Origin of the sequence: Natronorubrum sediminis (assembly GCF_900108095.1) — an archaeon.
GTDB lineage: Archaea > Halobacteriota > Halobacteria > Halobacteriales > Natrialbaceae > Natronorubrum > Natronorubrum sediminis.
Genome location: NZ_FNWL01000003.1, coordinates 132,785 through 159,176, shown reverse-complemented (window position 1 = coordinate 159,176; position 26,392 = coordinate 132,785). Strand labels below are relative to the sequence as shown.

The following is a 26,392-nucleotide window of genomic DNA, read 5'->3' as shown; positions in this document are numbered from 1 at the left end:
GGATAATTCGCGAGCGACAGCACTGAAAGGGAAGACTCGAGCAAAACCCATCAACACGAAGCTCCAAAAAGTGAGTTTCAGAACATATTCTCGATGTATTATGCCCATTCCATCCCCTTTCTGCGAATAAAGAGACTGATTGCCGGAGGGTGAAAGCTTATTATTGGACGCACACACGTATTGGTCGAGGTGATGTGAATAAATAGCATGCAGACAGGTCGTTTCGACCCCCGAATCCCACGGCATACACTGGCTGTGGCCACGCGTGCTGGCTGCTTCCGCGATCATCTGTGCAACGACGAACACAGTTCTGACCACCGCGACCCCGCTACGACCGCGGACGGTCACTCGTCCTCACTGTTACTCACGTTCGACTAGCGGGTCCTCCGTCCGACACTCGAGGGACTCGAGCGCGTTGAGCGTCGGTTTCACTCCGCCACGAGTAGTGGTCGAATTTCGGAACGTTTGAGAGCGTGTACTAGAAAGAGCGCTCGTGAGCCGCGCCCGACTCTTCGCCTCGCTGTGTGGTCTCGTCTTTTTGCTCAACCTCGCGAGAATTATCTTCGCACCGCTGCTTGACGTCATCATCGCCGAGTTTGCGATCGGTGAGGCGACTGCCGGGCTCCTCGTGACGCTGACGTGGATCGGGAGCGCGTCGCCGCGACTCCCGACGGGGTGGCTCCTGACGAAGCTTCCTCGACACACCGTGGTGATCGGCTCCGGTGCGATTCTGACGGCTGCGGCGGCGTTCGCCGCCACGGCGACGACGATCCACCACCTGATGGTCGGCGCGTTCTTGATGGGGATCGCCTCCGGCGTCTACTTCGTCTCCGCGAACCCGTTTTTGAGCGAGTTGTATCCCGGACGTGTGGGCCGCGTCATCGGCATCCACGGCGCTGCCAGCCAGATCGCCGCCGTGATCGCGGCCCCGCTCGTGACGCTCACGCTCGTCGTCGACTGGCGACTCTCGCTGTGGGCGATCGCCTTCGGGACGGCACTCGTGACGGTGTACACCGGACTCGCCGCGGTCAGAACCGAACTCCCGAGAGCGGGGGTCGACGATCGAAACTTCGTGGCCGGTGCGCTTTCGGAGTGGCGACTCATCGTCACCGCGCTGGCAATCGTCGGCGCGGCGTCGTTCATCTGGCAGGGCGTGTTCAACTTCTACGAACTGTACATGCAATCGAAAGGACTCTCCTCGCAGGCGTCGGGACTGATGCTCTCGATCGTCTTCGCCGCCGGAATTCCCGCCTTCTACTTCGGCGGAGATCTAGCCGACAAGCTGCCGCGGGTTCCGTACCTGCTCGGGATCGTCGGAACGTTCGCGCTCAGCGTCCTCGTGTTGACGGTCGTCGAGAGCTTCCTCGGATTGGTCCTCATCTCGAGTATCGTCGGCTTCGTGATCCACGCGCTCTTTCCGGCCACGGACACGTTCCTCCTCGATACGCTGCCGGACTCCTCGAGAGGGAGCGCCTACGCCGTATTCAGCTCCGTATGGATGCTCACACAGGCGCTCGGCTCGGTCGTATTGGGCGTCTTCGTCGAACACGGCTACGCCTACGACACCGTGTTCCGAATCGCCGCCCTCTTCCTCGGCGTGACGGTTATCGGCCTCGCAGTGCTCGAACGAGCGGATCGCTTACCAAACTGAGTCGACAACACGGAGGCCTATACCCGAGCGGGCGTCCGCTCGAGGTCGGCTTCGAGTTGGCTCGCGGCCTCGAGTCGGAGTTGTTTCGCCTGTCGCTCGGTGAGTCGAGACGCCGGCAGCCGATTCGCGAGCGGGTCGTGCGCGGAGGGAGTGAAGCCGAGTTCGCGAAGGTAGTTCCGAACGGACGGATCCTCGAGTCCGTCGTGGATGGCCGCGTCGGTGACCGATTCCACGGTGTCGAACGAGGGGAGGGACAGTCGGTCGTCGGTCTTCGCCGACCGGTGCTCGTCGGACGCGACGACGGTTCCGTGGGCATCGGCGTGTGAGACGAGCGAGCGGACGGTCTCGGTGAGCCGTAGAATCTGACTCGGCAAGGCGGCGTCGGGCGAACGCCACTCGACAGTTGGCATCGCTTTTCGGAGCCGAACCGGCGTCCAGACGGCGTCGAACGGGTCGAACGCGTCGTCGAACGCCGCCGGGTCGACGCCGCGCTCGAGTGCGCGTTCGCGAAAGCACTCGTAGGCGTCTTCGAGGCGCTGTTCCCACTCCTCGACGCTGTCGACGTACGACCACAGTTGGCCCTGCTGGGGACACGGGTCGTAACACGAGCGTCGGTAGAGGTAGGGACGGGCGCACTCTAGGAGGTGTTCGCCGCGGTAGTGAGAGGAACTGTTCACGAGCACGAACGCGGGGTCGATCGCCGTCAGCGTGTTCAACTGGTCGACGACGCTCGAGCGTTCGAAGTGAACGTGCGTGCCCGCACAGACGCGGGCGTCCTCGAACGTCGGGCCGACGATCTGACGCTGGAGGTCGCTTCCTCGTTTGTCGCGGTAAGGAATGGATTCGGGACCGGCGTGTAGCGGCGTCGAAAGGGGGACGAGACGCTTTTGCTGGTCGTGGGCTGCATCGACGACGGTGCTGATGAGACGGCGAAACTCCGCGCGGAGTTCGGCCATCGACTGACACGGGGTTGTTTTGATCTCGAGCATCGGCTCGACGAACTCGGGATCGAGCTGTGGGGATACGTCGAGCAGTGAGCCGGGTGGCACCAGGTTACCATCGTCGTCGATAACCCAGTACTCTACCTCGAGGCTGGTGTTCATGGATGTCTCCGTTGGCATGGTGTGCGTAGATTGGCCCTCGAGTGGCCTGTCACTGGGCCGAACGGTGCTAGTGGACGGCGGCTGCCTTCGTGTGTAGACCTGAAGGCGTCAGGTCTCTGCTGTGGAGTAGACGATAGCGCGCAGTCACGTGAATTGATTGAGCCTGCGAACGCAGGGACTAAATCGGGAGTAGAGGGCTTCTATTCCACATATACAACCAATCAATCGAAGAGAATCCTCCCTCGAGTGAACCGACGTTCGCCGTAACACGCTGGTGGCCCACTAACACTCGTGTAACGGGGTTGGTCTGGTGTCTCTAGTGGGTTCATGTGCGTGCGGTAACAATGTGTAACTACAGATGAGCAACGGTTCCTCCGAGAACGATAACGAGTTCGATGAATCGGTGATCGTCGGCGGCGGCGGTCCTGCCGGATTGAGCGCCGCACTCTTTACGGCGAAAAACGGCCTCGAGACGACGGTGTTCGACGCGGACGAGACGTGGATGCACAAGGCCCACCTGTTCAACTACCTCGGCATCGGCTCCGTCGGCGGCAGCGAGTTCATGGAAACGGCGCGCCAGCAAGTCGACGACTTCGGCGTCGACCGACGACAGGAAGAGCCAGTCACTGCCGTGAGCGACGAGGCCGATGGCTTCACGGTCGAGACCGAGGACGGGGAGTACGACGCCGACTACGTAATCCTGGCGACGGGTGCGAACCGCGACATCGCAGACGACCTCGGCTGTGCGTTCACCGACGCCGACGTGGTCGACGTGGACGTCGACATGGAGACGAGCGTCTCGGGCGTCTACGCGACCGGCGCGATGGTCCGACCAGAGGAGTGGCAAGCCGCTATCTCCGTCGGCGACGGCGCTGCCGCGGCGCTCAACATCCTCTCGGCCGTCCGCGGCGACCACTATCACGACTTCGACGTGCCCGCCGACGCCGAGCGCGTCTTCGGCGACGTACTCGCAGAGTAGCGATATTCACCCGACCGACCTACCTACACCACTCCACCCATACCGACCCATGTCAAACGACTCACAGACACCAGTCACGCCCGAACTACCAGACAGCCCCGTTCACGCAGCCGGAACCGACCACATCACCATCTGGGGAAGCAACGAAGCGGAAACCGTCGAGTTCTACCAAGACCTCCTCGGGATGCCCCTCGTACTCCGCCAGCCCAACCTCGACGATCCGTCCCAGACCCACCTGTTCTTCGACACGGGCGACGGTCGGATCCTCACATTCTTCGTGAGCGACGATCGACCGTCCGCGAAGGGCCAACGCGGCGGTGTCGGGGCCGTCCATCACCTCTGTTTCCGCATCGAACCCGACGAGTACGAGGAGACGATGGACGCCCTCGAGGACGCGGGTTACCGCTACAACGTCTTCGACCGGGGAATCTTCCACTCGATCTACACGCACGACAACAACGGCCTCGTCATCGAACTCTCGACGGACAAGTACGAGATTCCCGACGACCGACGCGGCGAGGTACTCGCGAAGGCCCAGGAACTCCGCGAAGACGATGGTGCCGACTACGCGAAAGACGAGCACCTCCGGGGAGCGATCGAGGCACTCGGCCTCGAGGTCGTCGAGTACGACCTCCCCGAGGCCAGCGCCGGCACCGGTGGGGTCGAGTGATGGGGGGCAGGTCCGACGGCGACGGACCGCAGGAGGGCCGCGAAAACGGGCCACACCAAAATCAGCCACTCGTTACCGACGGGACACCACTCGAGGACGCAGAGGCAGCATTAGTTCTCACGCACGGTCGCGGCGCGAGCGCACGCGGAATGGTTCAACTCGCGAACGAGGTTCACGAGGAGGGCGTCGCCGTTCTCGCCCCGCAGGCGGCCCGCCAGACGTGGTATCCGAACTCGTTTCTCGCACCCGTCGAGCAGAACGAACCGGGACGATCGTCGGGACTCCAGGCGATTGCGGACGCGATCGGCGAGGCGACCGACGCCGGCGTTCCATGCGAGCGCATCATGTTGATCGGCTTTTCGCAGGGTGCGTGTCTCGCCAGCGAGTTCGTCGCCCGAAACCCGCGACGATACGGCGGCCTCGCCGCCCTCAGCGGGGGGCTCATCGGCGAGCAGATCGACCCGGAGGCGTACACGAGCGACGACGCCGACCTCGAGGAGACCCCTGTCTTCCTTGGCTGTAGCGACGTCGATCCCCACATTCCCGAACGACGGGTCCACGAGACGGCAGACGTGCTCGAGGCGATGAACGCCGACGTGACCAAGCGACTCTACGAAGGGATGGGCCACGGCATCAACGACGACGAACTCGCGACGGTCTCGAAGATGGTCGCGGCGCTCGTCCCGGAGTGACGTTTCGCTCGAGTCGACTGTTTTTAGCGCGTGAACGGCGACTTATCCCGTTCGATGGTGTACGTCCGGTAGTGACACCGCAGCACACGGGCCGACGAGCGGTACTCGGAGGGCTCGCGGGGCTATGGACTGCGTCCGTCGCCGGCTGTCTGGGTGAAGACGACGCCGAAGACGACCCGGAGCCGGTCGTCGACGCAGCCGAAGAACTTGAGGGCGAGACCGACCCCGAGGCCTGGGCGGGCGTCGAAACGATCCGATTCGACGGCTACGTCGGGGGCTGGGTCGGCGTCGAGCCGACGGCTATCGACCGCGTCGAGAATCCGACGCTCGTGCTCCGCGAGGGGAGTGAGTACGAACTCGTCTGGGAGAATATGGACGGCGTCCACCACAACATCGCCTTCTGGGACGCCGACGAGGAAGTCGTCTCGGACTACTCGAGCGACGGTAACGAGACAGTCGGAGAGACCGAGTCGCTCGCGTTCCGAGCGACGGCCGAGATGGAAACATATCGGTGTGAGTACCAACGAGACGGGCAGCGAGGCGACGTCGTGATCGTCTCGGAGAAGACGTAACCGCTCGCGACGATGACGACGCCGCCGTACGAGCCGATGTTGGCGTTCGCCGGCATTGCCATCCTGTTGTACCTGCTCGGATGGTGGCTCTGGTGGGTCGTCCTCTCCGACGAAAGTGTCGAACTCGAGTACTCCGAGGACGAGGGCGAGAACGAAGACGAAGAGCGGTGAACTCGAACTCCCTGCGCACAGCCTATCGAACGACCGTCACGGAGACCGGCGAGCGGCGAACGACCGACTCGGCGACGCTCCCCAGCAAGACGCGAGAGACGCCCGAGCGGCCGTGGCTTCCGATCACGATCTGGTCGACGTCGTACTCCTCGGCGGCGGAAACAATCTCTCGAGCCGGGTTACCGGTGGCGACTTCCGTTCGGAAGTCGACCGAATCGGTGTCGACGAGGTCCGGGAGGTCCGCGCGGAGTTCTTCCGCCGCCGACTCTCGTCGGTCCCCGAGCACGTCCTGTACCGCCTTGATTCCCGCTTCCGTGTACCCGTCGGCGAGTTCGACGACGCGCAATAAGACGAGTTCCTCGTCTCCGTGCTCGTCGAACGCTCGCTTCACTGCCTTCTGTGCCGGTTCCGAACCGTCGTACGCGACGAGGACTGTCATCACCCATCGATACTCGCTCGCGCAGCATAAATCCGGTCGACGAGCGTGGCACTCGCGCTCCTCGAGACGATTGCAGACTCGAGACGATTGCAGACTCGAGAACGCGCTGCGACAACCGACGTGAGTCTCGGAGACTATTCCTCGAAGCCGTCCTCGAATCGGAACGTCCCGTTGCGCTGGACGACCTCGCCGTCGACTTCAATGAACGAGTCGTCACTCATATCGACGATCATGTCGACGTGGACGGCGGAATCGTTCTGTTCGTTGCCTTCGGCGACGGTATCATCGTAGGCGCGACCGACCGCCATGTGGACCGTATCGCCCATCTTCTCGTCGAAGAGCATGTTGTACGTGAACTGATCGATATCTCGGTTCATGCCGATGCCGAGTTCGCCGAGTCGGCGGGCACCTTCGTCCGTGTTCAGGACTTCGGTCAGCACGTCCTCGTTTTTCGCTGCCGAGTGCTGGACGACTTCGCCGCCCTCGAACTCGAGGTAGACGTCCGTGATCTCACGACCCTGATGGTACAGCGGCATGTCGAACAGCACCTCGCCCTCGACGCTGTCGGGTTCGGGGGCGGTGAAGACCTCGCCGCCGGGGAGGTTGTGTTCGCCGTGGTCGTTGAGTGTCGGATTGGCGTCGATCGACATCGTCACGTCGGTCGTCTCGCCGCTTTTGATGCGAATCTCTTCGGCGGGATCCATGATCTCGACCATGTTGGCCTGGTGGGCGCGCTGTTCGTCCCAGTCTTTGTTGACGGCGTCCCAGACGAAATTCTCGTAGCCTTCCGTGCTCATCTCGGCGAGTTGGGCGTTGGCCGGGGCCGGATACTGCGTGAGACACCACCGCGTCGAGAGTCGCTCCTCGAGAATCGGACGGTGGGCTTGCTGGTAGGCTGCCTGCGTCTCTGGGTCGACGTCGGCGGTCTGGGTCGCGTTGTCGCCAGCCCGAATCGCGATGTAGACGTCGGTGTTCTGGATCAAGGCGAGTTCGTGTTCCGGTGTCTCGTACTCGTCGTCACCGGCGCGGAGGAACGCGCGTCGCTGGCGGGCACCCGTCCGCTGGCTCGTGGTAATCGGGTTCGCGCCGGCGTCGCCGATCACTTCGTGAAGCGCGACGACCAGGTCCTCGGCGACGGGGTGGGCGTCGACGATGACGTTGTCGCCTTCCTGCAAATCGACGGAGTGGTTCGCGATGATTTCGGCGTGTTCGCGGATGCGTGCGTCCATGCGACACACGTCTCTCGGCGCTGGGATACCGTTTTCGAATCGAAACCATCCGCGAGACTACCTGCGAGAACTACTCCCGATTCGCCAGAAAAATCCCGAGGTAGATCGACACGAACGCACACGCGACGCCGCCAGCGAACGCGAGGGTGAACGGCGACTCGAGGCTCACCTCGCCGCCGTCGTCGAGCAGCCAGCCGCTGAACCCCACCGCGAGCAAGACGACCGCTGCGAGGCGAAGCGCAGAGACGAGACGGACCCCGGGATCGGTTCGATCGGCCATACGTTCGAACTGGGTGATCGCGTCAAAAAGGTTGGTGGTTCGATGTGTTTGCGGTAGCTGTCGACGGTTCTACGTCGAGAAATCGTTGCTCGAACTCGAGTCGAATCGTGGAAGACGGTCGTCGCCTATTTCACCACCGAGTTCGGATCTCGAGGCATGATCGACCTTCGCTCCGATACCGTGACGAAACCCGACGAGTCGATGCGCGAGGCCGCTCGAGCGGCCGAGGTCGGCGACGACGTGTACGAAGAAGATCCGACGGTGGCCGAACTTGAGGCCCGCGCCGCCGAGTTGGTCGGCATGGAAGCCGCCCTCTACGTCCCCTCGGGGACGATGGGCAATCAGATCGCTGCGCGCGTCCACACCGAGCGAGGCCAGGAACTCCTCGCGGACAAGGAGAGCCACGTCGTCAAGTACGAACTCGGCGGCCTCGCCCAACACGCCGGCCTCCAGGTTCGGATGCTCGAGGCCGACCGCGGCGTCCCCGCCCCCGAACAGGTGGCAGACGAGTACGTCGAAGAAGACCTCCACCGCCCGGGAACGGGGCTACTCTGGCTCGAGAACACGCACAACGCTCGAGGCGGACTCGCCGTCGAACCCGAACGGATCGCAGCGGCGGCCGACGCGGCCCACGAACGCGACGTGCCCGTCCACGTCGACGGGGCGCGCCTGTTCAACGCCGCCGCGGCGCTCGACGTTTCCGCCAGCGACCTCACTTCCCCTGTCGACTCGGTGATGTACTGTCTCTCGAAGGGGCTGGGCGCACCCGTCGGGTCCGTACTAGCCGGGGACGAGGCGTTCGTCGCACGGGCCCGGCGAACCCGCAAACTCCTCGGCGGCGGCATGCGTCAAGCCGGAATCATCGCCGCGCCCGGGTTGGAAGCGCTCGAGAACAGAGCCGACCTCGAGACGGATCATCGACGCGCACGCGAACTCGCAGCGGGGCTGTCGACGCTCGAGGGATTCGACGTACAAGAACCGGAGACGAACATCGTGCTCGTCGACGTGGCTGAAACTGGACTCGAGCCGAATGCACTCCTCGAGCGCTGTCGCGACCATGGCGTGGTAGCCTCGCCGTTTGGCCCGACGACGGTTCGCTTCTGTACACACCGCGACGTGTCAGACGCCGATATCGAGCAGGCGCTCGAGGGAGTCGAATCGGCCCTCAATACGGCGTAGAACGCGCTCGGAACAGCGATTCGAACCGATTGGAAGAGGAGAAGACAGCCGTCTACTGCATTCCTTCGCGGAACTCGAGGATCGTCTTTCGCAAGAGGAGATACGAGAAGAACACGAGCGACAGCAAGATCACTACGATCGCGAGGATAACGGGGTCGTCGGGGAGGAAACCCAGCATAATCGATCGATACCGTGTCAGTATGCAAAACCGTTTCGACCGAAGCGGCGGCGTCCGGAATCATGACTCGTGATCGGAAGACGGTCGACTCGTGTCGACGGAGTCTCCTGTTCGCCGGACGTACCGTAGCTAAAACGCCGTTTTCACCTTACGCCGCCTATATCGGGATCGCCAACGAAGTGCGATCTGTCCCGATCCGGTGATTCCACCCCGCCGGTCGGGGCCATCAACTCGTTGGAGTCCCCTCCACAGGTGCCTCAGCACGTCAGTTCCAGCGGGTTGTGCCGGGTCTGGGGTATCGCAGTCTCGAGGTTCCCGCTACTCGCACCAACCCACTACCTCCACGCCGATCACCTTCCGATCGTCCATCCGAACGCCCTCCAAACACTCTCCGGACACCCTCCAGGAGCCCCTTACGAACCGCCTCTCAGCCCGGCGGTCGCCCCGTTGACGTCACGAGACATCTCGAGGCCGAATCGAAAACGGACTCTCGTTTCGACTGAGCCTCGAGAGAGCTATGTTCCGTGAGAATCGTCAGGTCACGTGCTTCGACTACTGATCATGGGTTCCGACGACCGAAGACGGTCCTCGTCACTCGTTCGAGTAGTCGATCGACGCGAGTCGCGTGCCCTCCGGCGTTCGGATCTCCCCTTCAATCTGCGTCGCGGAATCGTTCGCGTCGTCGGCTACTCGAGACTCGAGGACGGCGAACCCCGGCCGATTGCCGCGCGGGTCGGCGTGACTGCCGGGATTTAACAGCAAGACATCGTCGGTCTCGATCACCGTCGGTCGGTGCGTGTGACCGGAGACGACCACGTCGGCGTCGTGCGAGCGGCCGAACATTGCCAGCCCAGTCTGACCGCCCTCTCGACGGTGCGTGAGCGCGATGCGGATTCCGTCTGCCTCGACGACGCGAGCCGTTGGAAGCCGGTCTTTGACGGACGGGTCGTCCGCGTTTCCGTGGACCGGAAACAGGTGGTCACACTCCGATTGAAAGGCCTCGAGTGCTGCGTCGCTCGTGAAATCACCCGCGTGGACGACGGCGTCTGCTTTGCGGGCCGCGTCGAGTGCGTCGCCCGTGAGTTCGTGCCCGCTGGTACTGTGCGTATCCGAAAAAATCGCGATCATGCCAGTGGCTACTGACTCCGCGCTAACGGTCCTTTCGTCATCGGACGCTACCGCTCGACGGAATCGTTCGTCGTCGGTCGTCACGTGCCGACCGTGACAACGGCGGAACGAAGTTACGCAGACGGAACGTCGCTGTCGTCACTGTCGTCGTACCCTGCAACCACCGTCGAGCCGGGCGGGTGTTCGTTCAAAGTCGCCGTCACCGTCGTCGACTCGAGGTCGACGGTCGACTCGAGCGGCGTCCAGCCCTCAGCCATCTCGACGGCGACCGACACGTCGGTCGGGCTCGCACCCGGCGGGAGTCTGGAGGGATCGTAGACGAGTTCGATGCTGATCGCTTCGACCGCCTTCAACTCGTCGACGCCGACGAGGTCGACCGGAGCCGCGAGTCCGTCGACCGGCGGGTCGCGGCCGCTCTTCTCGAGGTCGAACGCGTCGGGGACGACACCGGCGACGACGGCGACGGTCGCACCGGCGTGCTCGAGTGTGTACTCGGCGACGCTGCTCGAATCGTACCCGGGGATAGCCATACTCGAGGCGAAGCCCTCGATCCCTTTGGCCCTGTAGCGCGCGTACGCCAGCCGATGATGACTACTGGTCCAGCCGTGTGGAGCGTGTACACAGCTCACGGAGCAGAGACCGACACCGAGACGAATCCTTTTATCGTATCGGGAACAACTCAACTAACGTGTCCGAGACAGCCGGGTACATGCGCTTTTTCCCCTACGAGGAGCCCTACGAGAACCAGCGGGAAGCGATGGATCGCATCCACAACGCGATCACTCGCGGACAGGACGTGCTCTTCGAAGGTGCCTGCGGGACCGGCAAAACCCTCTCGTCGCTCGCACCCGCCCTCGAGGTGGCTCGCGAGCAGGACAAGACGGTCGTCATCACGACGAACGTCCACCAGCAGATGCGCCAGTTCGTCGCCGAGGCGCGGGCGATTACGCGCGAAGAGGACATTCGCGCGATCGTCTTCAAAGGCAAATCGTCGATGTGTCACATCGACGTCGGCTACGAGGAGTGTCAGGCGCTTCGGGACAACACGCGCAGCGTCGTCGACACCGAACGCGACAAACGGCAACTCGAGCGCCGCCAACAGGAACTCTTGGCGGAAAGTCAAGACGGCGATGGCGGGGCTGCTGACGCCCGTAGCGCCGTCATGGACGAACTCGAGGATCTCGAGGAGCGACTCGACGACCTCGAAGACCAGAACGTCTGTGAGTACTACCGGAACAATCTAACCGAAAACACGGACGACTTCTTCGCGTGGCTCTTCGACGACGTGCGGACGCCCGACGAGATTTACGAGTACGCGGAGCAACGCCAGTTCTGTGGGTACGAACTCCTGAAAGAGGGGATCGAAGGCGTCGACCTCGTCGTCTGTAACTACCACCATCTCCTCGATTCGACGATTCGCGAGCAGTTCTTCCGGTGGCTCGGCCGTGACCCGGAGGACGTGATCGCCGTCTTCGACGAGGCCCACAACGTCGAAGACGCGGCCCGCGAGCACGCCACTCGAACCTGCTCGGAACGGACCATCGACTCCGCACTCGACGAACTCGCCGACACGGACGACCCCCGATCGGACGACGCCGCGAACGTCCTCTCGGCGTTTCACCGCGCGCTCGTCGAGACCTACGAGGACTCCTTTGGCTTCGGCGAGCGCGAGCGAATCGGCGAGAACTGGGAAGACGTTCCCGTCGCGAACGAGGGTCGACGCGACGAGCTGACCCTCGAGTTCCTCCAGCGCTACGCCGGCCAGGGCATCGAAGACGACCTCGAGGCGGCGATGAGACTCGGTCAGGAACTCGACGAGGAGTACGAGGAAGCCTACCGCGAGGGCGAGACGGCCACCCGCACGGAGTGTCAGACCCTGCAGGCCGCCGCGTTCGTCAGCGCGTGGATGAACGAGAGCTCGAAAGAAGGGCTCTACCCGGTCGTCTCGGTGACTCGAGACGCCGGGACGGACGAGGTCTACGGCCGCGCAGAACTCTACTCGTGTCTGCCCCGCCAGGTGACCGGACGCCTGTTCGACGACGTCTACTCGACCGTCCTGATGAGCGCGACGCTCCAGCCCTTCGACGTCACAGAGAACGTCCTCGGCCTCGAGGAGGCGGTGACGATGGCGTACGGCTTGCAGTTTCCCGAGGATCGGCGGCGAACGTACGCTGTCGAGACGCCGCCGCTGTTCTCCTCTGATCGGGACGATCCCGACGTTCAGGAGGCGGTCGCCGAGACGATTCACGACGCGACGCGGATGACCCCCGGCAACACGCTCGCGTTCTTCCCCAACTACGGCGAGGCGAATCGCTACGCGGAACGACTCGAGCGACGCTCGGATCGGCCGGTCTACCTCGACAAGTCGGGAACCTCGGTCGAGGAAGTGCGACAGCAGTTCGTCGCGGACGAGGGGGCCGTTCTGTGTACGTCACTCTGGGGGACCCTCGCGGAGGGCGTGAGTTTCGACGGCGACGACGCCAATACGGTGCTCGTCGTCGGCGTCCCCTACCCGCATCTGGACGACCGCGCGGAGGCCGTCCAGGAGGCCTACGACGCGGCGTTCGAGGGGACCGAAACGGGCTGGCGCTACGCCGTCGAGATTCCAACGGTTCGCAAGACCAGACAGGCGCTGGGACGGGTCATCCGCTCGCCGGAGGACGTCGGCGTTCGAGCGCTGCTCGATCGCCGCTACTCGCGCTCGGCGAAGTCGGATCTCGGCAAGTACAGCGTCAACGGCACCTTTCCGCACGAAGAACGCGAGGAACTCCTCGACATCGCCCCCGAGAAACTCAAGTTCGCGATGCTCAACTTCTACGGCGATCACGGCGCCTACGACGGCGAGACGCCCGCGCCGTAGGTACTCGAAACCGATCGAGGGACGCTCACGCGGGCAACGAAATTCTGCTCACTGGGAGCTTGTACGTTCCGTCCCAGAACTCGAGTTCGCTGACCGTCCACCGGATTGGCTCGATCTCTCGCCCGGCGAGTCGCTTCGCCGTCTCGAGGTCACCGCCGCGCGCGAGCGTGACGTGGGGGACGTAGTCGTCGCCCTCGAGGTCGTCGACGGGGTCGAACGTCTCCGCCAAGTTGGCGTGAATCGACTCGAGGCCGGGGCTCTCGACGGCGAAGTAGACGACGGGTGCGGAGCCCAGTGGCGGCTCCGCGAAGTACTCGATACCCGTAATCCGCGCTTCGACGGCGGGAGTTCCCTCGAGTGCGCGATGCGCTCGGTGTTGGAGTTGGGCGACGTGGTCGGCCTCGCCGAGGCGTTTGAGGAGACACGAGTGTTCCTCGCGGACGTGCTCGAAGCCGACGAGGTCGGGGTAAAGCTCGTTGGCGATCGTGCGGACGCGGCCGGGAACCGGGACGTTGACGCTGTACACGACAGTTGCGATAGGGGGAATCGACCTATCAGTGTGACGCTTCGGCCGACTTAGATGCTATCGTAGAGCCACAGGACGATGACCAATCCGATGGCCAAGAGCAACAGCGGCGTCAGCAGATTTGCGATCCAGCTGACAACTGTCCCGATGATCTGGAGTGCGAGCAAGACGGCCACCAAAGCCAGGACGATTTTGAGTAGCGTTTCGACCTCGAGTTCGCCGCGGGTATCGGTCATGATCGTCGATACGGACGAACGTTTCAAAAGTTCATCGTTAGGCCGGTCGGAAAGACCTATTTAGACGGATACAACAAGACATGGTAATGGAAGCGAAGGGGCTTTGGGCCCTGTTCTGGGTGCTCGTGGTTGCCGGAGGTGCAGTTGCGTTGGTGCTGGGCGCGTCTGCTGGTGCTGTTGCAGACACTGGCGCAGCGATCCAAGAGTCAGAAGAGCGTCAGGAACTCGAGGACGCCGACGAGGTACACATCAACGTCCACCTCGCGAAAGACGAGACGGCGACGTTCGAAGTCGACTACCGCTATCACCTCGAGGACGAGAACAACTCCGAGGAGGCGTTCGATGAGCTTCGCGAAGAGATCGAATCCGACCCGGAATCCTACACCGACGCGGAGATAGCCGATTGGAACGAGACACGAAACGGTGACGACCTCGAGGAAGAAGTCATCTCGAACGAAAACGTCTCGGTCGAAGAAAACTCGGCTCCGAGACACATCGGCCACGTGGAGTTCACCTTTGAGTGGGATTCCTTCGCAACCGTCATGGTCGACGAGATCGAAGCCGGCTCCGAACTCTCGGGGCTGACACTCGTGGACGATACGTCGTTGCAGATCAATGCCCCCGACGACTACGTCCTCGACGACGCACAGCCGTCACCGGACGGTTCCGAAACCGACTCGGTCGAATGGGACGGTGAGGAAACCGAGTTCGGCGACGACGAGCCGCGAGTCGTCTTCATCGAAGACGACGGCGAGGAGGCCACGACAACGGACGACGATGACGAGTTGCCGACGCGCTGGCTTGCCGTCGTCGCCGCCCTCGGCTTGCTTGCGACCGGTGGTGCGGTCGGCTGGTGGCTCAGACACGGCAACGACTCGAGTTCCGCCGCCGACACCAGCGGCGTCTCACCGCCGCCGGCAGGTGGGGCGACCACGTCGAACGACACCGGCGGCCCACCACCCGAACTCCTCAGCAACGAAGAACGCGTCCTGCAGTTACTCGAGAACCGAGGTGGACGGATTAAACAGCAGGAAGTCGTCGCCGAACTCGAGTGGACCGAGGCGAAGACGAGTCAGGTCGTCGGCAGCCTCCGCGAAGACGACGAGATCGAAGTCTTCCGCATCGGCCGGGAAAACGTGCTGGCGATCCCGGACGACGAAGACGGAGACGAACCGCTGTAACCTACGCCCGCTATTTTGGAGGAACGTTCACCACACCTCGAGAGGGAACGAGTACGGCGACCGGGCTGACCCAAACCCGCTGATCACTGTGTTTGTCCGAACTCGCTGATCACACCGCTGGCCACGACTCTGATCACAATCGCTCTCACCACGGAAACGTGTTAGATCGCCATGTAGCAGGTTTTAATATCGATCGCTCGCATAGCCTTGGGTATGCGTCCCACCATCGGTACCGCGCTCACCCTTTTCGGTACCGACGGGACCGTCTCGCCGCGGCGACCACGACGACGGCGGCCGGGCCGTTGAGCCCGACTACTACTTTACCTCCCGAGACCGGTTCATTTCACCGTTCAACACGATCAGCAAACCCCGAATTCTTGGTTAGTAGCATCTCTCTCGCTATTTTTCGGATTTGAAACCAATGTGCTTAAGTCTCTCCTGGCGTTTCCCTCGAACACGATATGACACGCGTGGCACTTGCGTTCTCGGGTGGACTGGACACGACTGTCTGTGTCCCGCTGCTCGAGGAAGAATATGGATACGACGACGTCATCGGCGTCACGGTCGACGTGGGCCAACCGGCGTCCGAATTCGACGAAGCCGAAGAAACCGCCGAAGCGCTCGGCCTCGAACACTACGTCGTCGACGCGAAAGACGAATTTGCACAGCTGTGTCTCGACAGCGTCCGCGCGAACGCGACGTACCAGGGCTATCCGCTCGGAACGGCGCTCGCACGCCCCGTAATCGCGAACGCGATTCTCGAGGTCGCTGAGGAACAGGGCTGTACCGGCATCGCCCACGGCTGTACGGGCAAAGGAAACGACCAGCTTCGCTTCGAAGCCGTCTGGCGCGACTCCGATCTCGAGGTTATCGCGCCCGTCCGCGAACTCGGGCTCACGCGCGAGTGGGAAAACGAGTACGCCGAGGAAAAGGACCTGCCCGTCGAGGGTGGCGACGGCGGCAAGTGGTCAGTCGACACGAACATCTGGAGTCGCTCGGTCGAGGGCTCCGAACTCGAGGACCCGAGCTACGTTCCGGGCGAAGAGATCTACAACTGGACGCAGGCCCCGACGGGTGACACCCAGGAGATCGAAATCGCATTCGAGGAGGGCTACCCCGTCGCCGTCGACGGCGTCGAGTACGAGCCGGTCGAGCTCGTTCAACACCTGAACGAGGTCGCTGGCGCGTACGGCGTCGGCCGTACCGACTCGATGGAAGACCGCATGCTCGGCCTGAAAGTTCGCGAGAACTACGAGCACCCGGCCGCGACGACGCTGCTCAACGCCCACGAGGCCCTCGAGGGGCTCGTCCTTACCCAAGAAGAACGCGAGTTCAAACAGCTCATCGACCAGCGCTGGTCGAAGAAGGGCTACGAAGGACTGGTCGACGCACCCCTCGTAAGCGCACTCGAGGGCTTCATCGACGAGACCCAACAGCGCGTGACCGGGACCGTCACGATTCGCTTCGAGGGCGGCCAGGCTCGTGCGGTTGGACGTGACAGCGAGTACGCGGCGTACTCGGCCGAACACGCCTCCTTCGACACGGAGACGGTCGGCAAGATCGACCAGGAAGACGCCACGGGCGTCGCGAAGTACCACGGCTTCCAGCGCCGTCTCGCGAACTCGGTGATCGACGACGATACGGACGAGGAAGTCGAACTCGCGACGGATGGCGGCGACGCCGACGAGGACGAGTAATCATGACCGAGGAGAGCACCCCCGACGGGACCGGAGAAAACGAGTCGGTCGTTCGACGAGATCGCTTCAGCGGCGGCCCCGCTCGAGGGTTCCTCTCCTCGCTTGCAGCGGACGAACGGATCTTCCAGGCCGACCTCGCGGTCGATCGCGCCCACGTCGTCATGCTCGCCGAGCGAGGGATCGTCGACGACGACGTCGCCGGCGAAATTCTGACGGCGCTGGATGCGATCGAAGTCGACGGCCACGACTCGCTGCCCGACGGCGAGGACGTTCACGAAGCCATCGAGACGGCCGTGATCGAACGCATCGGCGACAACGGCGGAAAGATGCACACCGCGCGCTCGAGAAACGACGAGGTCGCCGCGTGCATTCGCTATCGCCTGCGCGAGGACGTCCTCGCTGCGATCGAAACGACGCTCGCGCTGCGCGAGGCACTCGTCGAGGTCGCCGAGGCGAACACGGAGACGATCATGCCCGGCTACACCCACCTCCAGCCCGCCCAGCCGATCACCGTCGCACACTGGGCGTGCTCTTACGAGGGAGCCGTCCGCCGCGATACCCAGCGACTGCTCGAGGCCTACGGCAGAATCAACGAGTCACCCCTCGGTGGCGCGGCCTTCGCGGGCACGACGTTCGACATCGACCGCGAGCGCACGGCTGAACTGCTCGGGTTCGACTCGGTCGTCGAGAATTCGATGGACGCCTCCTCGAGTCGGGATTTCTTGCTCGAGACGACGCAGGCGCTGTCGACGCACGCGACGACGCTGTCGGGACTGGCGGAGGACGTGATCATCTTCGCGAATCGCGGCTTCGTGGAGCTATCGGACGACTACTCTTCGACGTCGTCGATCATGCCCCAGAAGAAGAACCCGGATACGCTCGAGTTGGTTCGTGCGGTCGCGGGGGACGCGGCAGGGTCGGTCCAGGGGTTGACGGCGACGCTCAAGGGACTCCCTCGAGCGTACAATCGCGACCTTCAGCGGGCGACGACCCACGCCTGGGAGACCGTCGACGCCGTGACGGACGCCAGCGAGGTCGCCGCGGGGGCGATTGTGACGGCCGAGTGGAACGAGCAGACGCTGGCCGCCGAAGCCGGCGAGGGATTCTCGACGGCGACCGGCGTCGCCGACGTGCTCGCGGCGAACGGATTGCCGTTCCGAACGGCCCACGAACTGGTGGCCATCGCCGCCGAAACCGGTGCGGACTACGACGCCCTCGAGTCGGCAGCCGAGGATGTCCTCGGTGAGCCACTCGAGTCGGTTGTCGATCCGGCGGCCGTCGAAGCCGCCCTCGATCCGGCCGAAAGCGTCGCGAGTCGCGACTCGCGGGGTGGGCCTGCTCCCGCCACAGTAACGGCCCAACTCGAGTCCGCCCGCGAGACGCTCGCGGCTGACGAAGTGACACTCGAGGAGACGAGTGGCGTACTCGAGGAGGCACACACCGACCTTCGCGAGGAGGTGAACGGCTATGTTTGAGGGGAGCAGTCGGTCGTTCTTGCCGGAGTTACCACGGCCGTCCCCGCCCGGGGACAAGCTACCTACCACATGATATGTCAAATTGGATTCGCGGTGAGGCGCTTTTCTCTGTCCGTTAGCGACCGGTACAGATAATATAACTTTGCTGTTAAGTTCGAAGGGTTTAAGGGATCTGGGCTCTCAGTTGCAGGTACAATGACCGAATGCGTCGAGTGTGGGGCAGAAGTGTCCCTGCACGACGATCTGGAAGTTGGAGAGATCGTTGACTGTACCACGTGCGGAGCCGAACTGGAAGTCGTCGACACCGAGCCGCCAGTCCTCGAGCGAGCCCCCGAGCTCGAAGAGGACTGGGGTGAGTGACCTTGCAGACGGTCACAACCACAGTACTCCCTGCACGCCCTGATCACGGGTGGTTCGCATGAAGGTAGGAATACTCTACTCCCGTATTCGAAAAGACGAGAAGCTCCTGCTCAACGAGCTTCGCGAGCGCGATCACGAGATCGAAAAGATCGACGTCCGGAAACACGACTTCGACATCAGCGAGGCACCCGACTCGTTCGCGGACCTCGACATCGTCGTCGATCGCTGTCTCGCCACGAGTCGAAGCCTCTACGCCACGCAGTTCTTCGAGGCCTACGACATTCCCGTCGTCAACAGCCACGAGACGGCGGACATCTGCGCGGACAAGGTGAAAAACAGCCTCGCACTCGAGCAAGCCGGCGTTCCGACGCCGGAGACGAAAGTCGCGTTCACCAAAGAGAGCGCGATGGAGGCTATCGAGGACTTTGGCTATCCCTGCGTCCTCAAACCCGTCGTCGGGTCTTGGGGTCGACTGATGGCCAAGATCGACTCGCCGGACGCTGCCGAGGCGATCCTCGAGCACAAGGCGACGCTCGGTCACTACGAGCACAAGGTGTTCTACGTCCAGGAGTTCGTCGAGAAACCGGGTCGGGACATCCGCGTCGTCGCGACCGACGGCGAGCCCATCGCCGCGATGGTTCGCTCCTCGGATCACTGGATTACCAACGCCGCGAAAGGAGCCGAGACGGACGTTTTCGAACTCGACGACGAGGCTCGAGAACTCGTCCAGAAGGCGAGTGACGCCGTCGGCGGCGGCTTACTCGGTATCGATCTGATGGAGACTGAAGAAGGATACACCGTTCACGAAGTCAACCACACGGTCGAGTTCAAAGCCCTCGACGGCGCTGTCGAGACCGACATCGCCGGCACCGTCGTCGACTGGCTCGAGGAGAAAGCGGCCGCCGAGGCTGACGAACTCGAGGTGAGCGCCTGATGGCGATCGAAGCCGAGACAGACGCCGAGAGCGTCGAGGCGCTCACCGCGAGCGTCATCGGTGGGTCGGGCTTTACGGGCGGCGAACTGCTTCGCCTGCTCGCCGGCCACCCGACCATCGAAATCGCCGAGGTCACCAGTCGATCGAAAGCCGGCAAGAGCGTCGGCTCGGTCCACCCACCACTGCGCGGAGCGGATCTCCGTTTTACGGAACCCGACGACCTCGAGTCCGTCGACGTTCTGTTCGCCGCGACGCCCCACGGCGTCTCCATGGGACAGATCGACGAGTTCTTCGACATCGCCGACACCGTCGTCGACCTCTCGGCTGACTTCCGCCTCGAGACGGAAGCACAGTACGAGGAGTGGTACGACGGCCATGACGCGCCGGAGTACCTCGAAAAGGCCGAGTACGCCCTGCCCGAGATCAACCGCGAGAACCTCGCGGGCGCAGAACTGATCGCCGGCGGCGGCTGTAACGCCACGGCGACGATTCTCGGGCTGTACCCGCTGTTCGAACACGGCATTTTGGAGGGAGACGAGCAGGTCGTCGTCGACGTCAAAGTTGGCTCCTCGGAAGGCGGAGCAGGCGGCGGCGAGGCCTCGAGTCATCCCGAACGCTCGGGCGTCGTCCGTCCGTACGCACCGACGGGACACCGCCACGAAGCCGAAATCGAACAGTTCCTCGGCACGAGCGTCTCCTTCACCTGCCACGCCGTGGACATGATCCGCGGCGCGAGCGCGACGAGTCACGTCTTCCCCTCGGGTCCCGTCTCGAAGGGAGACCTCTGGAAAGCCTACCGCGGCTGTTACGAGGACGAACCGTTCGTCCGCATGGCCGCAGGCGGCTCCGGCGTCTATCGGTATCCCGAACCCAAATCGGTCGCCGGGACGAACCTCGCCGAGGTCGGCTTCGAACTCGATCCCTCGAACAAACGGATCGTCGTCTTCTCGGCCATCGACAACATGATGAAGGGCTCCGCGGGACAGGCCGTCCACGCAGCCAACATCGCACTCGGGCTCGAGGAGACGGCCGGACTCGAGTTCGCGGGACTCCATCCAGTGGGGGCACCGTAGATGACGGTCTTTTCGAGAGCGAACGCGATCGGAAGCAGGGAACGGAGGTGTCCGGAGTGACCGTGGTCGTCAAGCTCGGCGGCGCACGTGCCGTCGATCCCGAAGGCGCACTGGCGGACATCGCGAGCCTCGTCGCAGACGGCGAGGACGTGGTGTTGACCCACGGCGGGTCGACTGCCGTCGACGAGACCTTAGAAGAACTCGGCCAAGAACCCACCTACGTCGAGACCCCCGGCGGCGTCGTCGGACGCTTTACCGACGCGGACACGATGGACGTGTTCAAGATGGTCATGCCCGGCAAACTCAACACCGATCTGGTCGAGAGCCTGCAAAACGAGGGCGTCGACGCCGTCGGCCTCTCGGGTACGGACGGCAAGCTGCTCGAGGGGAAACGCAAGTCAGCCGTCCGCGTGAAAGAAGACGGCAAGAAGAAGATCAAACGCGGCGACCACTCGGGGAAGATCGAGTCTGTCAACGCCGACTTGCTCGAGACCGTCCTCGCGGGCGGTTACACCCCCGTCGTCTCCGTTCCTGTACTCGGGAAGGAAAAGAACGGAGGCTACACGGCAGTCAACGCCGACGCTGATCGCGCTGCGGCAGCGATTGCTGGCGCACTCGAGGCAGACCTCGTCGTCCTTACTGACGTATCCGGGATCTACGAGGATCCCGACGACGAGTCGACCAAGATCGATTCGGCTGCAACCCCCGACGAATTCGAGCAGGTCAAATCGGCTGCAGAAGGCTTCATGACCAAGAAAGTCATGGCCGCCGAGGAGGCACTCGAGGGCGGCGCGTCCTCGGTGATCGTCGCGACCGCAAACGCAGACGCACCGATCACGAACGCGCTCGCAGGCGAGGGCACGACGCTCGAGTCCGGCGCACTCGCAGACGAAATGGAAACGGAGACTGCAAAATGAGCGACGATGATTTCATTTCCGGCAGTAAGCCGATCGGAATCGAACGCGGCGAGGGCGTCTCGCTGTACACCGCAGACGGAACGGAGTACCTCGATGCTGGCGCGAGTTTCGCGTGTACGCCCCTCGGCCACTCCCATCCAGCGGTCGTCGACGCCGTCACGACACAGGTCGAAGACCTGACGTTCGTCGACTCCTCGTTCCCAGTTCAGTCTCGAGAAGACGCCTACGCCGCGTTCGTGGCCTCGACACCCGACGGCCTCGAGCAGGCGTGGTTCTGTAACTCCGGGACCGAATCCAACGAGGCCGCACTGAAGTTCGCCCGCTCGGCGACGGGCAACTCGAAGATCATCGCCGCGACTCGTTCGTTTCACGGACGGACGATGGGTGCACTCGCAGCGACGTGGAAAGACAAGTACAAAGAGCCATACGAACCGCTCGTCGGCGACATCGAGTTCGTCCCCTACGGCGAGAGCGAGGAACTCGCGGAGGCTGTGGACGACGAGACCGCCGCGGTGATCTTGGAGCCGATTCAGGGCGAAGGGGGGATCAACGTCCCACCGGCGGGCTACCTCGAGACGGCTCGTGACTGTACCGAGGACATCGGTGCAGCGCTCGTCTTCGACGAGGTCCAGACCGGCATGGGCCGGACGGGACAAATGTGGGCCTGTGAAGGTGCAGGTGTCACGCCCGACATTCTCACGACCGCGAAAGGGCTCGGCAATGGGCTGCCAATCGGTGCGGTTGCGGTCCAGGACTGGATCGCAGACGGCACAGCATCCCACAACGCCACGTTCAGCGGCGGGCCCGTCGTTACCGCCGCAGTCCATGCAACCATCTCGACGCTCGTCGAGGAGGAGTGGCCCGCCCACGCCGCCGAGATGGGCGACTATCTCACGACCGAACTCGAGGCCGCACTCGGTGAGGACGTGCGTGAGATCCGTGGTGAGGGCCTGCTTATCGGCCTCGAGCTAAAACGCGGCGCGAACCGCGCGGCACGTGATCTGGCGATGAATCATCAGGTGCTTGCCTTGCCCGCGGGTCGAACCGTGTTGCGGCTGTTGCCGCCACTCGTGATCGACGAGGCAGAAGCAGACCAACTCGTCACCGCGCTCACGGCAGTTATCGGCTCCGACGAGGAATCATGAACGCGAGCATGACCGACCAGACCGACGTTTCGGACGCGGACGCCCGCCAACTCCTGATCGATCTCGTATCGACACCGTCACCATCGGATGCAGAAACCGACGCGGCTGAGGTTCTCGTCGAGTTCTTCGAGAGCTACGGCCGGGAAGCGTGGCTTGACGAGGTCGGCAACGTACGGGCACCGGCAGACGATTCCGTGCTGTTGACCTCACACGTCGATACCGTGCCCGGCGAAATTCCGGTCGAAGTCGAGCCAGCGGACGAGAACGACCTCGAGCAAGATGTTGCCGACGAACTCGGCGAAGACGTCCTCTGGGGTCGTGGCAGCGTCGACGCCACCGGTCCGTTGGCCGCGATGGCCGTAGCAGCCGTTCGAACCGGCGTCTCCTTCGTCGGCGTCGTCGGCGAGGAGACCAGTTCGCGCGGGGCGCGCCACCTCATCGAGGACCGAGCGGAACCCGATGCCGTCGTCAACGGCGAACCGAGCGGGTCGACGGGCATCACCCTCGGCTATCGTGGCTTTCTCGCAGGCACCTACGTCGCGACCAGCGAATCCGGCCACACCTCACGGCCGGAACCGAATGCGATCCAACACGCGACGAACTGGTGGAACGGCGTCGAAGCGGCCTTCGAGGACGACGAGTACACGGCCGTCTTCGAACGCGTCACCGCCAAACCCGTCGATATCGACGGCGGGATCAGCGAAGACGGGCTTTCAGTCGAAGCGACCCTCGACGTTCAGTTGCGGATTCCGCCGTCACTGGACGCTGAAGCGGTCCGCGAGACAGCCGAAGCCGGCCTCGAGATCGGGACCGTCTCCTGGGCCGAACCGATTCCACCGGTCATGGAGAGTCCCCGAACCGAGGTCGCCCGCGCGTTTCGCGCGGCGATCCGAAAAGAAGGCTGTGATCCGCGGCTGATCCGCAAGACTGGGACCAGCGACATGAACCTCTATGCCGGCGAGTGGGACTGTCAGATGGTTACCTACGGCCCCGGCAACTCGGACCTCGATCACGCACCGGACGAACGACTCTCGCTTGCGGAATTCGACCGCTCCGTTGCGGTCTTAGAAGAGGTTTCGACAACGCTTCGCGGAGGTGAGGAGTGATGGCCACAACCACTGACGTCCGTCACTTCCTCGAGATCACCGACCTCTCACAGGTCGAACTCGAGACGGTCCTCGAACGCGCAGCGACGTACAAGCGCGCTCAGGAACGCGGCGAGAACCACGAAGATCTGGCTGGCCAGACCCTAGGCATGATCTTCCAGAAGCCGAGTACGCGGACTCGCGTCTCCTTCGAAACGGGGATGACCCAACTCGGCGGCCACGCCGTCTTCCTCGGCGAGGACGACATCCAGCTCGGGCGAGGCGAACCGCTCAAAGACACCTCGCGGACGCTCTCGCGGTACGTCGACGCCGTGATGGCTCGCGTTTTCAAACACGAGAACATCGAAGTGTTCGCAGAGTACGCCTCTGTTCCGGTCGTCAACGGGCTGACCGACGACGCCCACCCCTGCCAGACGCTCGCCGATCTGTTGACGATCCGCGAGCAAGAAGGCGGCTTCGAGGACGTCTCGGCAGCGTGGGTCGGCGACGGCAACAACGTCGCCCAGTCGTTCGTCCTCGGCTGTGCGCTCGCCGGCATCGACTTGACGGTCGCGACGCCCGATGGCTACGGCGTCGACGAGACCGTCCTCGAGCGAGCGCGCGAACTCGGCGGTGACCCGACGGTCACGAGCGATCCCGTCGATGCTGTCTCGGACGTCGACGTCATTTACACCGACGTCTGGATCAGCATGGGCCAGGAGGACGAACGAGACGTCCGAATGGACGCCTTCGAGGGCTTTCAGGTCTGTTCGAGTTTGCTCGAGCACGCCCCTGACGCCTCCGTTATGCACTGTCTACCCGCCCACCGCGGCGAAGAGATCACCGACAACGTCGTCGAGAGCGACCGATCGGTCGTCTTCGATCAGGCCGAAAATCGGCTGCACGCACAGAAGGCGTTGTTGAGTTGGCTACTCGAGTGACCGATTCGCCACGAGCGGCGGTTGTCGCCAGATGAATGTTGACTGGTGAACTCTCTCGAGGTACAAGGCAAGCCCTACTCGAGTAAATTCCGAGTTTCTCGAGGCGAGTTACTTTCGCAATTTGAGACACTGACAGAACATTATACGAACGGATCGGGACCGGGCAGTCGAGACCATGTGGTTCAAAGCACTGCTCGCCACGCTACTGATGATGATCGTGCCGGCGGCACTCCTTATCCTCGTCGTAGCGTGAGCGGTCTCGACTCGCTGAATCGACGCGAAAATAACGCACCGATCACCCGGACGGGTTCGTCGTGGACGCTGCCGTTTACTCCCCACGCCCCACGAACCCACGTCCTTTTTCCCCCTCGCCCCCCTCTCGAGCGATAATGAGTCTCAGCCTCTCCGCTGATCAACCGGCAGTACCCGCCAACGCCGACGATGGCGTCTGGCTCGAGTGTATCGAGTGTGGCGAAACGTTCGCCCCATTCGACGACATCCGTTACACCTGTGATGAGTGTGACGGCCTGCTCGAAGTTCGCTACGACGAGTTGCCGACGTTCGACGATTTCGAGGGACGAGGCGTCTGGCGCTACGCCGACGCGCTCCCATTCGACGAGGGAGTCTCGATCCAGGAAGGCGACACGCCGCTGTACGAAGTGCCACGGCTCGAAGACGACATCGGCGTCGAGGCGCTGCGAATCAAACACGAGGGGATGAACCCGACCGGTTCGTTCAAAGACCGCGGAATGACGGTCGGCGTTCGCGTCGCGAAGGAACTCGGCGTCGGTCGCCTCGCCTGCGCGTCGACGGGCAACACGAGCGCCGCACTCGCGGCCTACGGCTCTCGCGGGGGAATGGAGACGCTCGTGCTCCTCCCCGCCGGCAAGGTCGCCGCGGGGAAAATCGCTCAGGCCAGCCTGCACGGCGCTCGCATTCTCGAGGTCGACGACAACTTTGATACCTGCCTCGACTTCGTCCAGGAACTGGCCAGTCGAGGCGAGGCATACCTCTTGAACTCGCTGAACCCGTTCCGACTCGAGGGCCAGAAGACGATCGGACTCGAGATTCTCGAAGGGTTCCTCGCGGATTACGACACCGTTCCGGATCGAATCGTCCTGCCAGTCGGCAACGCTGGAAACACGTCCGCGCTGTACAAGGCCTTCCGCGAACTCGTCCAGGCGGGCGAACTCGCGGAAGCAGACGTGCCGAAGCTAACCGGCGTGCAAGCCGAGGGGGCAGCGCCGATGGTCGAAGCGATCGAAAACGGTGCGGACGAAGTCCGACGGTGGGACGACGTCGAAACGCGCGCGACCGCGATTCGGATTGGGAACCCGGTCAACGCGCCGAAAGCGCTACCAGGCATTCGCGAGACAGACGGAACGGCGGTCTCGGTTTCCGACGAAGAAATTACGGCCGCTCAACGTGACCTCGCCGGCGAGGGCATCGGTGTCGAGCCAGCCTCCGCCGCCTCCGTCGCCGGACTCCGGAAACTTCGAAACGCGGGTATCGTCGACGCCGACGAACGCGTCGCCTGTCTCACCACCGGTCACCTGCTCAAGGATCCGGACGCTGCAGCCGCTGCAGGCGGCGACCCCGAACCGGTTCCCGGCGATATCGACGGTGTGCTCGAGACGTTGAGCGACGACGCGTAAGCGACCAGACGGCACAATCCTCGAGCACGATTCTGT

General features: G+C 63.3%; 28 protein-coding genes. 19 read left to right on the top strand and 9 right to left on the bottom strand.

Annotated features, from left to right (window positions below; translation table 11 throughout):
• The first annotated feature begins 493 nt into the window (after positions 1-493).
• Complete coding sequence (locus tag BLW62_RS14355; protein ID WP_090507734.1) at positions 494-1,651, top strand: MFS transporter; 1,158 nt, start codon at positions 494-496, stop codon at positions 1,649-1,651.
• Positions 1,652-1,668: 17 nt separating this feature from the next.
• On the opposite strand, the gene BLW62_RS14350 is transcribed toward BLW62_RS14355, so the two are convergent.
• Positions 1,669-2,754 carry a glutamate--cysteine ligase family protein gene (locus tag BLW62_RS14350; RefSeq protein ID WP_090507877.1) on the bottom strand — a complete coding sequence of 362 codons (1,086 nt, stop codon included), beginning with the start codon at positions 2,752-2,754 and terminating at the stop codon, positions 1,669-1,671.
• Between the two features lie 358 nt (positions 2,755-3,112).
• Between BLW62_RS14350 and BLW62_RS14345 the strand changes: the two genes are divergently transcribed.
• The 5 genes from BLW62_RS14345 to BLW62_RS18775 all read left to right on the top strand — a co-directional run bounded on the left by BLW62_RS14345 (position 3,113) and on the right by BLW62_RS18775 (position 5,838).
• Entirely contained in the window at positions 3,113-3,733 is a 621-nt protein-coding gene (locus BLW62_RS14345) for an NAD(P)/FAD-dependent oxidoreductase (RefSeq protein WP_090507733.1), read from the top strand.
• Positions 3,734-3,782: 49 nt separating this feature from the next.
• Positions 3,783-4,403 (top strand): VOC family protein, encoded by a 621-nt coding sequence (locus tag BLW62_RS14340; RefSeq protein WP_090507732.1) that lies wholly within the window; start codon positions 3,783-3,785, stop codon positions 4,401-4,403.
• Positions 4,403-5,095 (top strand): alpha/beta hydrolase, encoded by a 693-nt coding sequence (locus tag BLW62_RS14335; RefSeq protein ID WP_090507731.1) that lies wholly within the window; start codon positions 4,403-4,405, stop codon positions 5,093-5,095. Before BLW62_RS14340 ends, BLW62_RS14335 begins: the two co-directional genes overlap by 1 nt.
• A gap of 71 nt (positions 5,096-5,166) precedes the next feature.
• Positions 5,167-5,667 carry a hypothetical protein gene (locus tag BLW62_RS14330; protein ID WP_090507730.1) on the top strand — a complete coding sequence of 167 codons (501 nt, stop codon included), beginning with the start codon at positions 5,167-5,169 and terminating at the stop codon, positions 5,665-5,667.
• Positions 5,668-5,679: 12 nt separating this feature from the next.
• Complete coding sequence (locus BLW62_RS18775; RefSeq protein ID WP_175459760.1) at positions 5,680-5,838, top strand: hypothetical protein; 159 nt, start codon at positions 5,680-5,682, stop codon at positions 5,836-5,838.
• Between the two features lie 22 nt (positions 5,839-5,860).
• Here BLW62_RS18775 and BLW62_RS14325 read toward each other — a convergent pair whose 3' ends face one another.
• The 3 genes from BLW62_RS14325 to BLW62_RS14315 form a co-directional block, all read right to left on the bottom strand.
• The gene (locus BLW62_RS14325; RefSeq protein ID WP_090507729.1) at positions 5,861-6,277 is read right to left on the bottom strand and encodes a universal stress protein; all 417 of its coding nucleotides are present in this window, start codon (positions 6,275-6,277) and stop codon (positions 5,861-5,863) included.
• A gap of 134 nt (positions 6,278-6,411) precedes the next feature.
• Complete coding sequence (locus BLW62_RS14320) at positions 6,412-7,506, bottom strand: aminopeptidase (RefSeq protein WP_090507728.1); 1,095 nt, start codon at positions 7,504-7,506, stop codon at positions 6,412-6,414.
• Positions 7,507-7,576: 70 nt separating this feature from the next.
• Entirely contained in the window at positions 7,577-7,786 is a 210-nt protein-coding gene (locus tag BLW62_RS14315; protein WP_090507727.1) for a hypothetical protein, read from the bottom strand.
• A 156-nt stretch (positions 7,787-7,942) separates the two neighbouring features.
• Between BLW62_RS14315 and BLW62_RS14310 the strand changes: the two genes are divergently transcribed.
• Positions 7,943-8,965 carry a threonine aldolase family protein gene (locus tag BLW62_RS14310; protein ID WP_090507726.1) on the top strand — a complete coding sequence of 341 codons (1,023 nt, stop codon included), beginning with the start codon at positions 7,943-7,945 and terminating at the stop codon, positions 8,963-8,965.
• A 52-nt stretch (positions 8,966-9,017) separates the two neighbouring features.
• Here BLW62_RS14310 and BLW62_RS19130 read toward each other — a convergent pair whose 3' ends face one another.
• The 3 genes from BLW62_RS19130 to BLW62_RS14300 all read right to left on the bottom strand — a co-directional run bounded on the left by BLW62_RS19130 (position 9,018) and on the right by BLW62_RS14300 (position 10,801).
• Entirely contained in the window at positions 9,018-9,143 is a 126-nt protein-coding gene (locus BLW62_RS19130) for a DUF7859 family protein (protein ID WP_257787611.1), read from the bottom strand.
• 591 nt (positions 9,144-9,734) lie between these two features.
• Positions 9,735-10,271, bottom strand: coding sequence for a metallophosphoesterase (locus tag BLW62_RS14305; RefSeq protein WP_090507725.1), 537 nt, complete (start codon positions 10,269-10,271; stop codon positions 9,735-9,737).
• A 113-nt stretch (positions 10,272-10,384) separates the two neighbouring features.
• Positions 10,385-10,801, bottom strand: a complete 417-nt coding sequence (locus BLW62_RS14300; RefSeq protein ID WP_090507724.1) for a hypothetical protein — start codon at positions 10,799-10,801, stop codon at positions 10,385-10,387.
• A gap of 179 nt (positions 10,802-10,980) precedes the next feature.
• On the opposite strand from BLW62_RS14300, the gene BLW62_RS14295 reads away from it, so the two are divergent.
• Positions 10,981-13,131: an ATP-dependent DNA helicase gene (locus BLW62_RS14295; RefSeq protein ID WP_090507876.1), complete on the top strand. Its 2,151-nt coding sequence runs from the start codon at positions 10,981-10,983 to the stop codon at positions 13,129-13,131.
• A gap of 25 nt (positions 13,132-13,156) precedes the next feature.
• On the opposite strand, the gene BLW62_RS14290 is transcribed toward BLW62_RS14295, so the two are convergent.
• Complete coding sequence (locus tag BLW62_RS14290; RefSeq protein ID WP_090507723.1) at positions 13,157-13,657, bottom strand: 2'-5' RNA ligase family protein; 501 nt, start codon at positions 13,655-13,657, stop codon at positions 13,157-13,159.
• A gap of 50 nt (positions 13,658-13,707) precedes the next feature.
• Positions 13,708-13,893 (bottom strand): DUF7554 family protein, encoded by a 186-nt coding sequence (locus tag BLW62_RS14285; protein ID WP_090507722.1) that lies wholly within the window; start codon positions 13,891-13,893, stop codon positions 13,708-13,710.
• Between the two features lie 86 nt (positions 13,894-13,979).
• Here BLW62_RS14285 and BLW62_RS14280 point away from each other — a divergent pair, with 86 nt between their 5' ends.
• From BLW62_RS14280 to thrC, 11 genes are all read left to right on the top strand, one after another.
• Entirely contained in the window at positions 13,980-15,074 is a 1,095-nt protein-coding gene (locus BLW62_RS14280; RefSeq protein WP_090507721.1) for a helix-turn-helix transcriptional regulator, read from the top strand.
• A gap of 461 nt (positions 15,075-15,535) precedes the next feature.
• Positions 15,536-16,771 (top strand): argininosuccinate synthase, encoded by a 1,236-nt coding sequence (locus tag BLW62_RS14275; protein WP_090507720.1) that lies wholly within the window; start codon positions 15,536-15,538, stop codon positions 16,769-16,771.
• Between the two features lie 2 nt (positions 16,772-16,773).
• A complete protein-coding gene (gene argH / locus BLW62_RS14270) occupies positions 16,774-18,246 on the top strand; it encodes an argininosuccinate lyase (RefSeq protein ID WP_090507719.1) in 1,473 nt (490 codons plus the stop codon).
• A gap of 195 nt (positions 18,247-18,441) precedes the next feature.
• Positions 18,442-18,606, top strand: coding sequence for a lysine biosynthesis protein LysW (lysW, locus tag BLW62_RS14265; RefSeq protein WP_005554620.1), 165 nt, complete (start codon positions 18,442-18,444; stop codon positions 18,604-18,606).
• A gap of 58 nt (positions 18,607-18,664) precedes the next feature.
• The gene (lysX, locus tag BLW62_RS14260; RefSeq protein WP_090507718.1) at positions 18,665-19,540 is read left to right on the top strand and encodes a lysine biosynthesis protein LysX; all 876 of its coding nucleotides are present in this window, start codon (positions 18,665-18,667) and stop codon (positions 19,538-19,540) included.
• The gene (gene argC / locus BLW62_RS14255) at positions 19,540-20,613 is read left to right on the top strand and encodes an N-acetyl-gamma-glutamyl-phosphate reductase (protein WP_090507717.1); all 1,074 of its coding nucleotides are present in this window, start codon (positions 19,540-19,542) and stop codon (positions 20,611-20,613) included. Before lysX ends, argC begins: the two co-directional genes overlap by 1 nt.
• Before the next feature lie 56 nt (positions 20,614-20,669).
• Positions 20,670-21,530 (top strand): acetylglutamate/acetylaminoadipate kinase, encoded by an 861-nt coding sequence (locus tag BLW62_RS14250; RefSeq protein WP_090507875.1) that lies wholly within the window; start codon positions 20,670-20,672, stop codon positions 21,528-21,530.
• Entirely contained in the window at positions 21,527-22,675 is a 1,149-nt protein-coding gene (locus BLW62_RS14245; RefSeq protein WP_090507716.1) for an aspartate aminotransferase family protein, read from the top strand. Before BLW62_RS14250 ends, BLW62_RS14245 begins: the two co-directional genes overlap by 4 nt.
• An 8-nt stretch (positions 22,676-22,683) precedes the next feature.
• On the top strand, positions 22,684-23,781 hold the full coding sequence (locus tag BLW62_RS14240) for a [LysW]-lysine hydrolase (RefSeq protein WP_090507874.1): 1,098 nt from the start codon (positions 22,684-22,686) through the stop codon (positions 23,779-23,781).
• Positions 23,781-24,701, top strand: coding sequence for an ornithine carbamoyltransferase (gene argF, locus BLW62_RS14235; protein ID WP_090507715.1), 921 nt, complete (start codon positions 23,781-23,783; stop codon positions 24,699-24,701). The genes BLW62_RS14240 and argF overlap by 1 nt, the downstream gene beginning before the upstream one ends.
• Positions 24,702-25,090: 389 nt before the next feature.
• Positions 25,091-26,356, top strand: coding sequence for a threonine synthase (gene thrC / locus BLW62_RS14230; protein ID WP_090507714.1), 1,266 nt, complete (start codon positions 25,091-25,093; stop codon positions 26,354-26,356).
• The last annotated feature ends 36 nt before the right edge of the window (positions 26,357-26,392 follow it).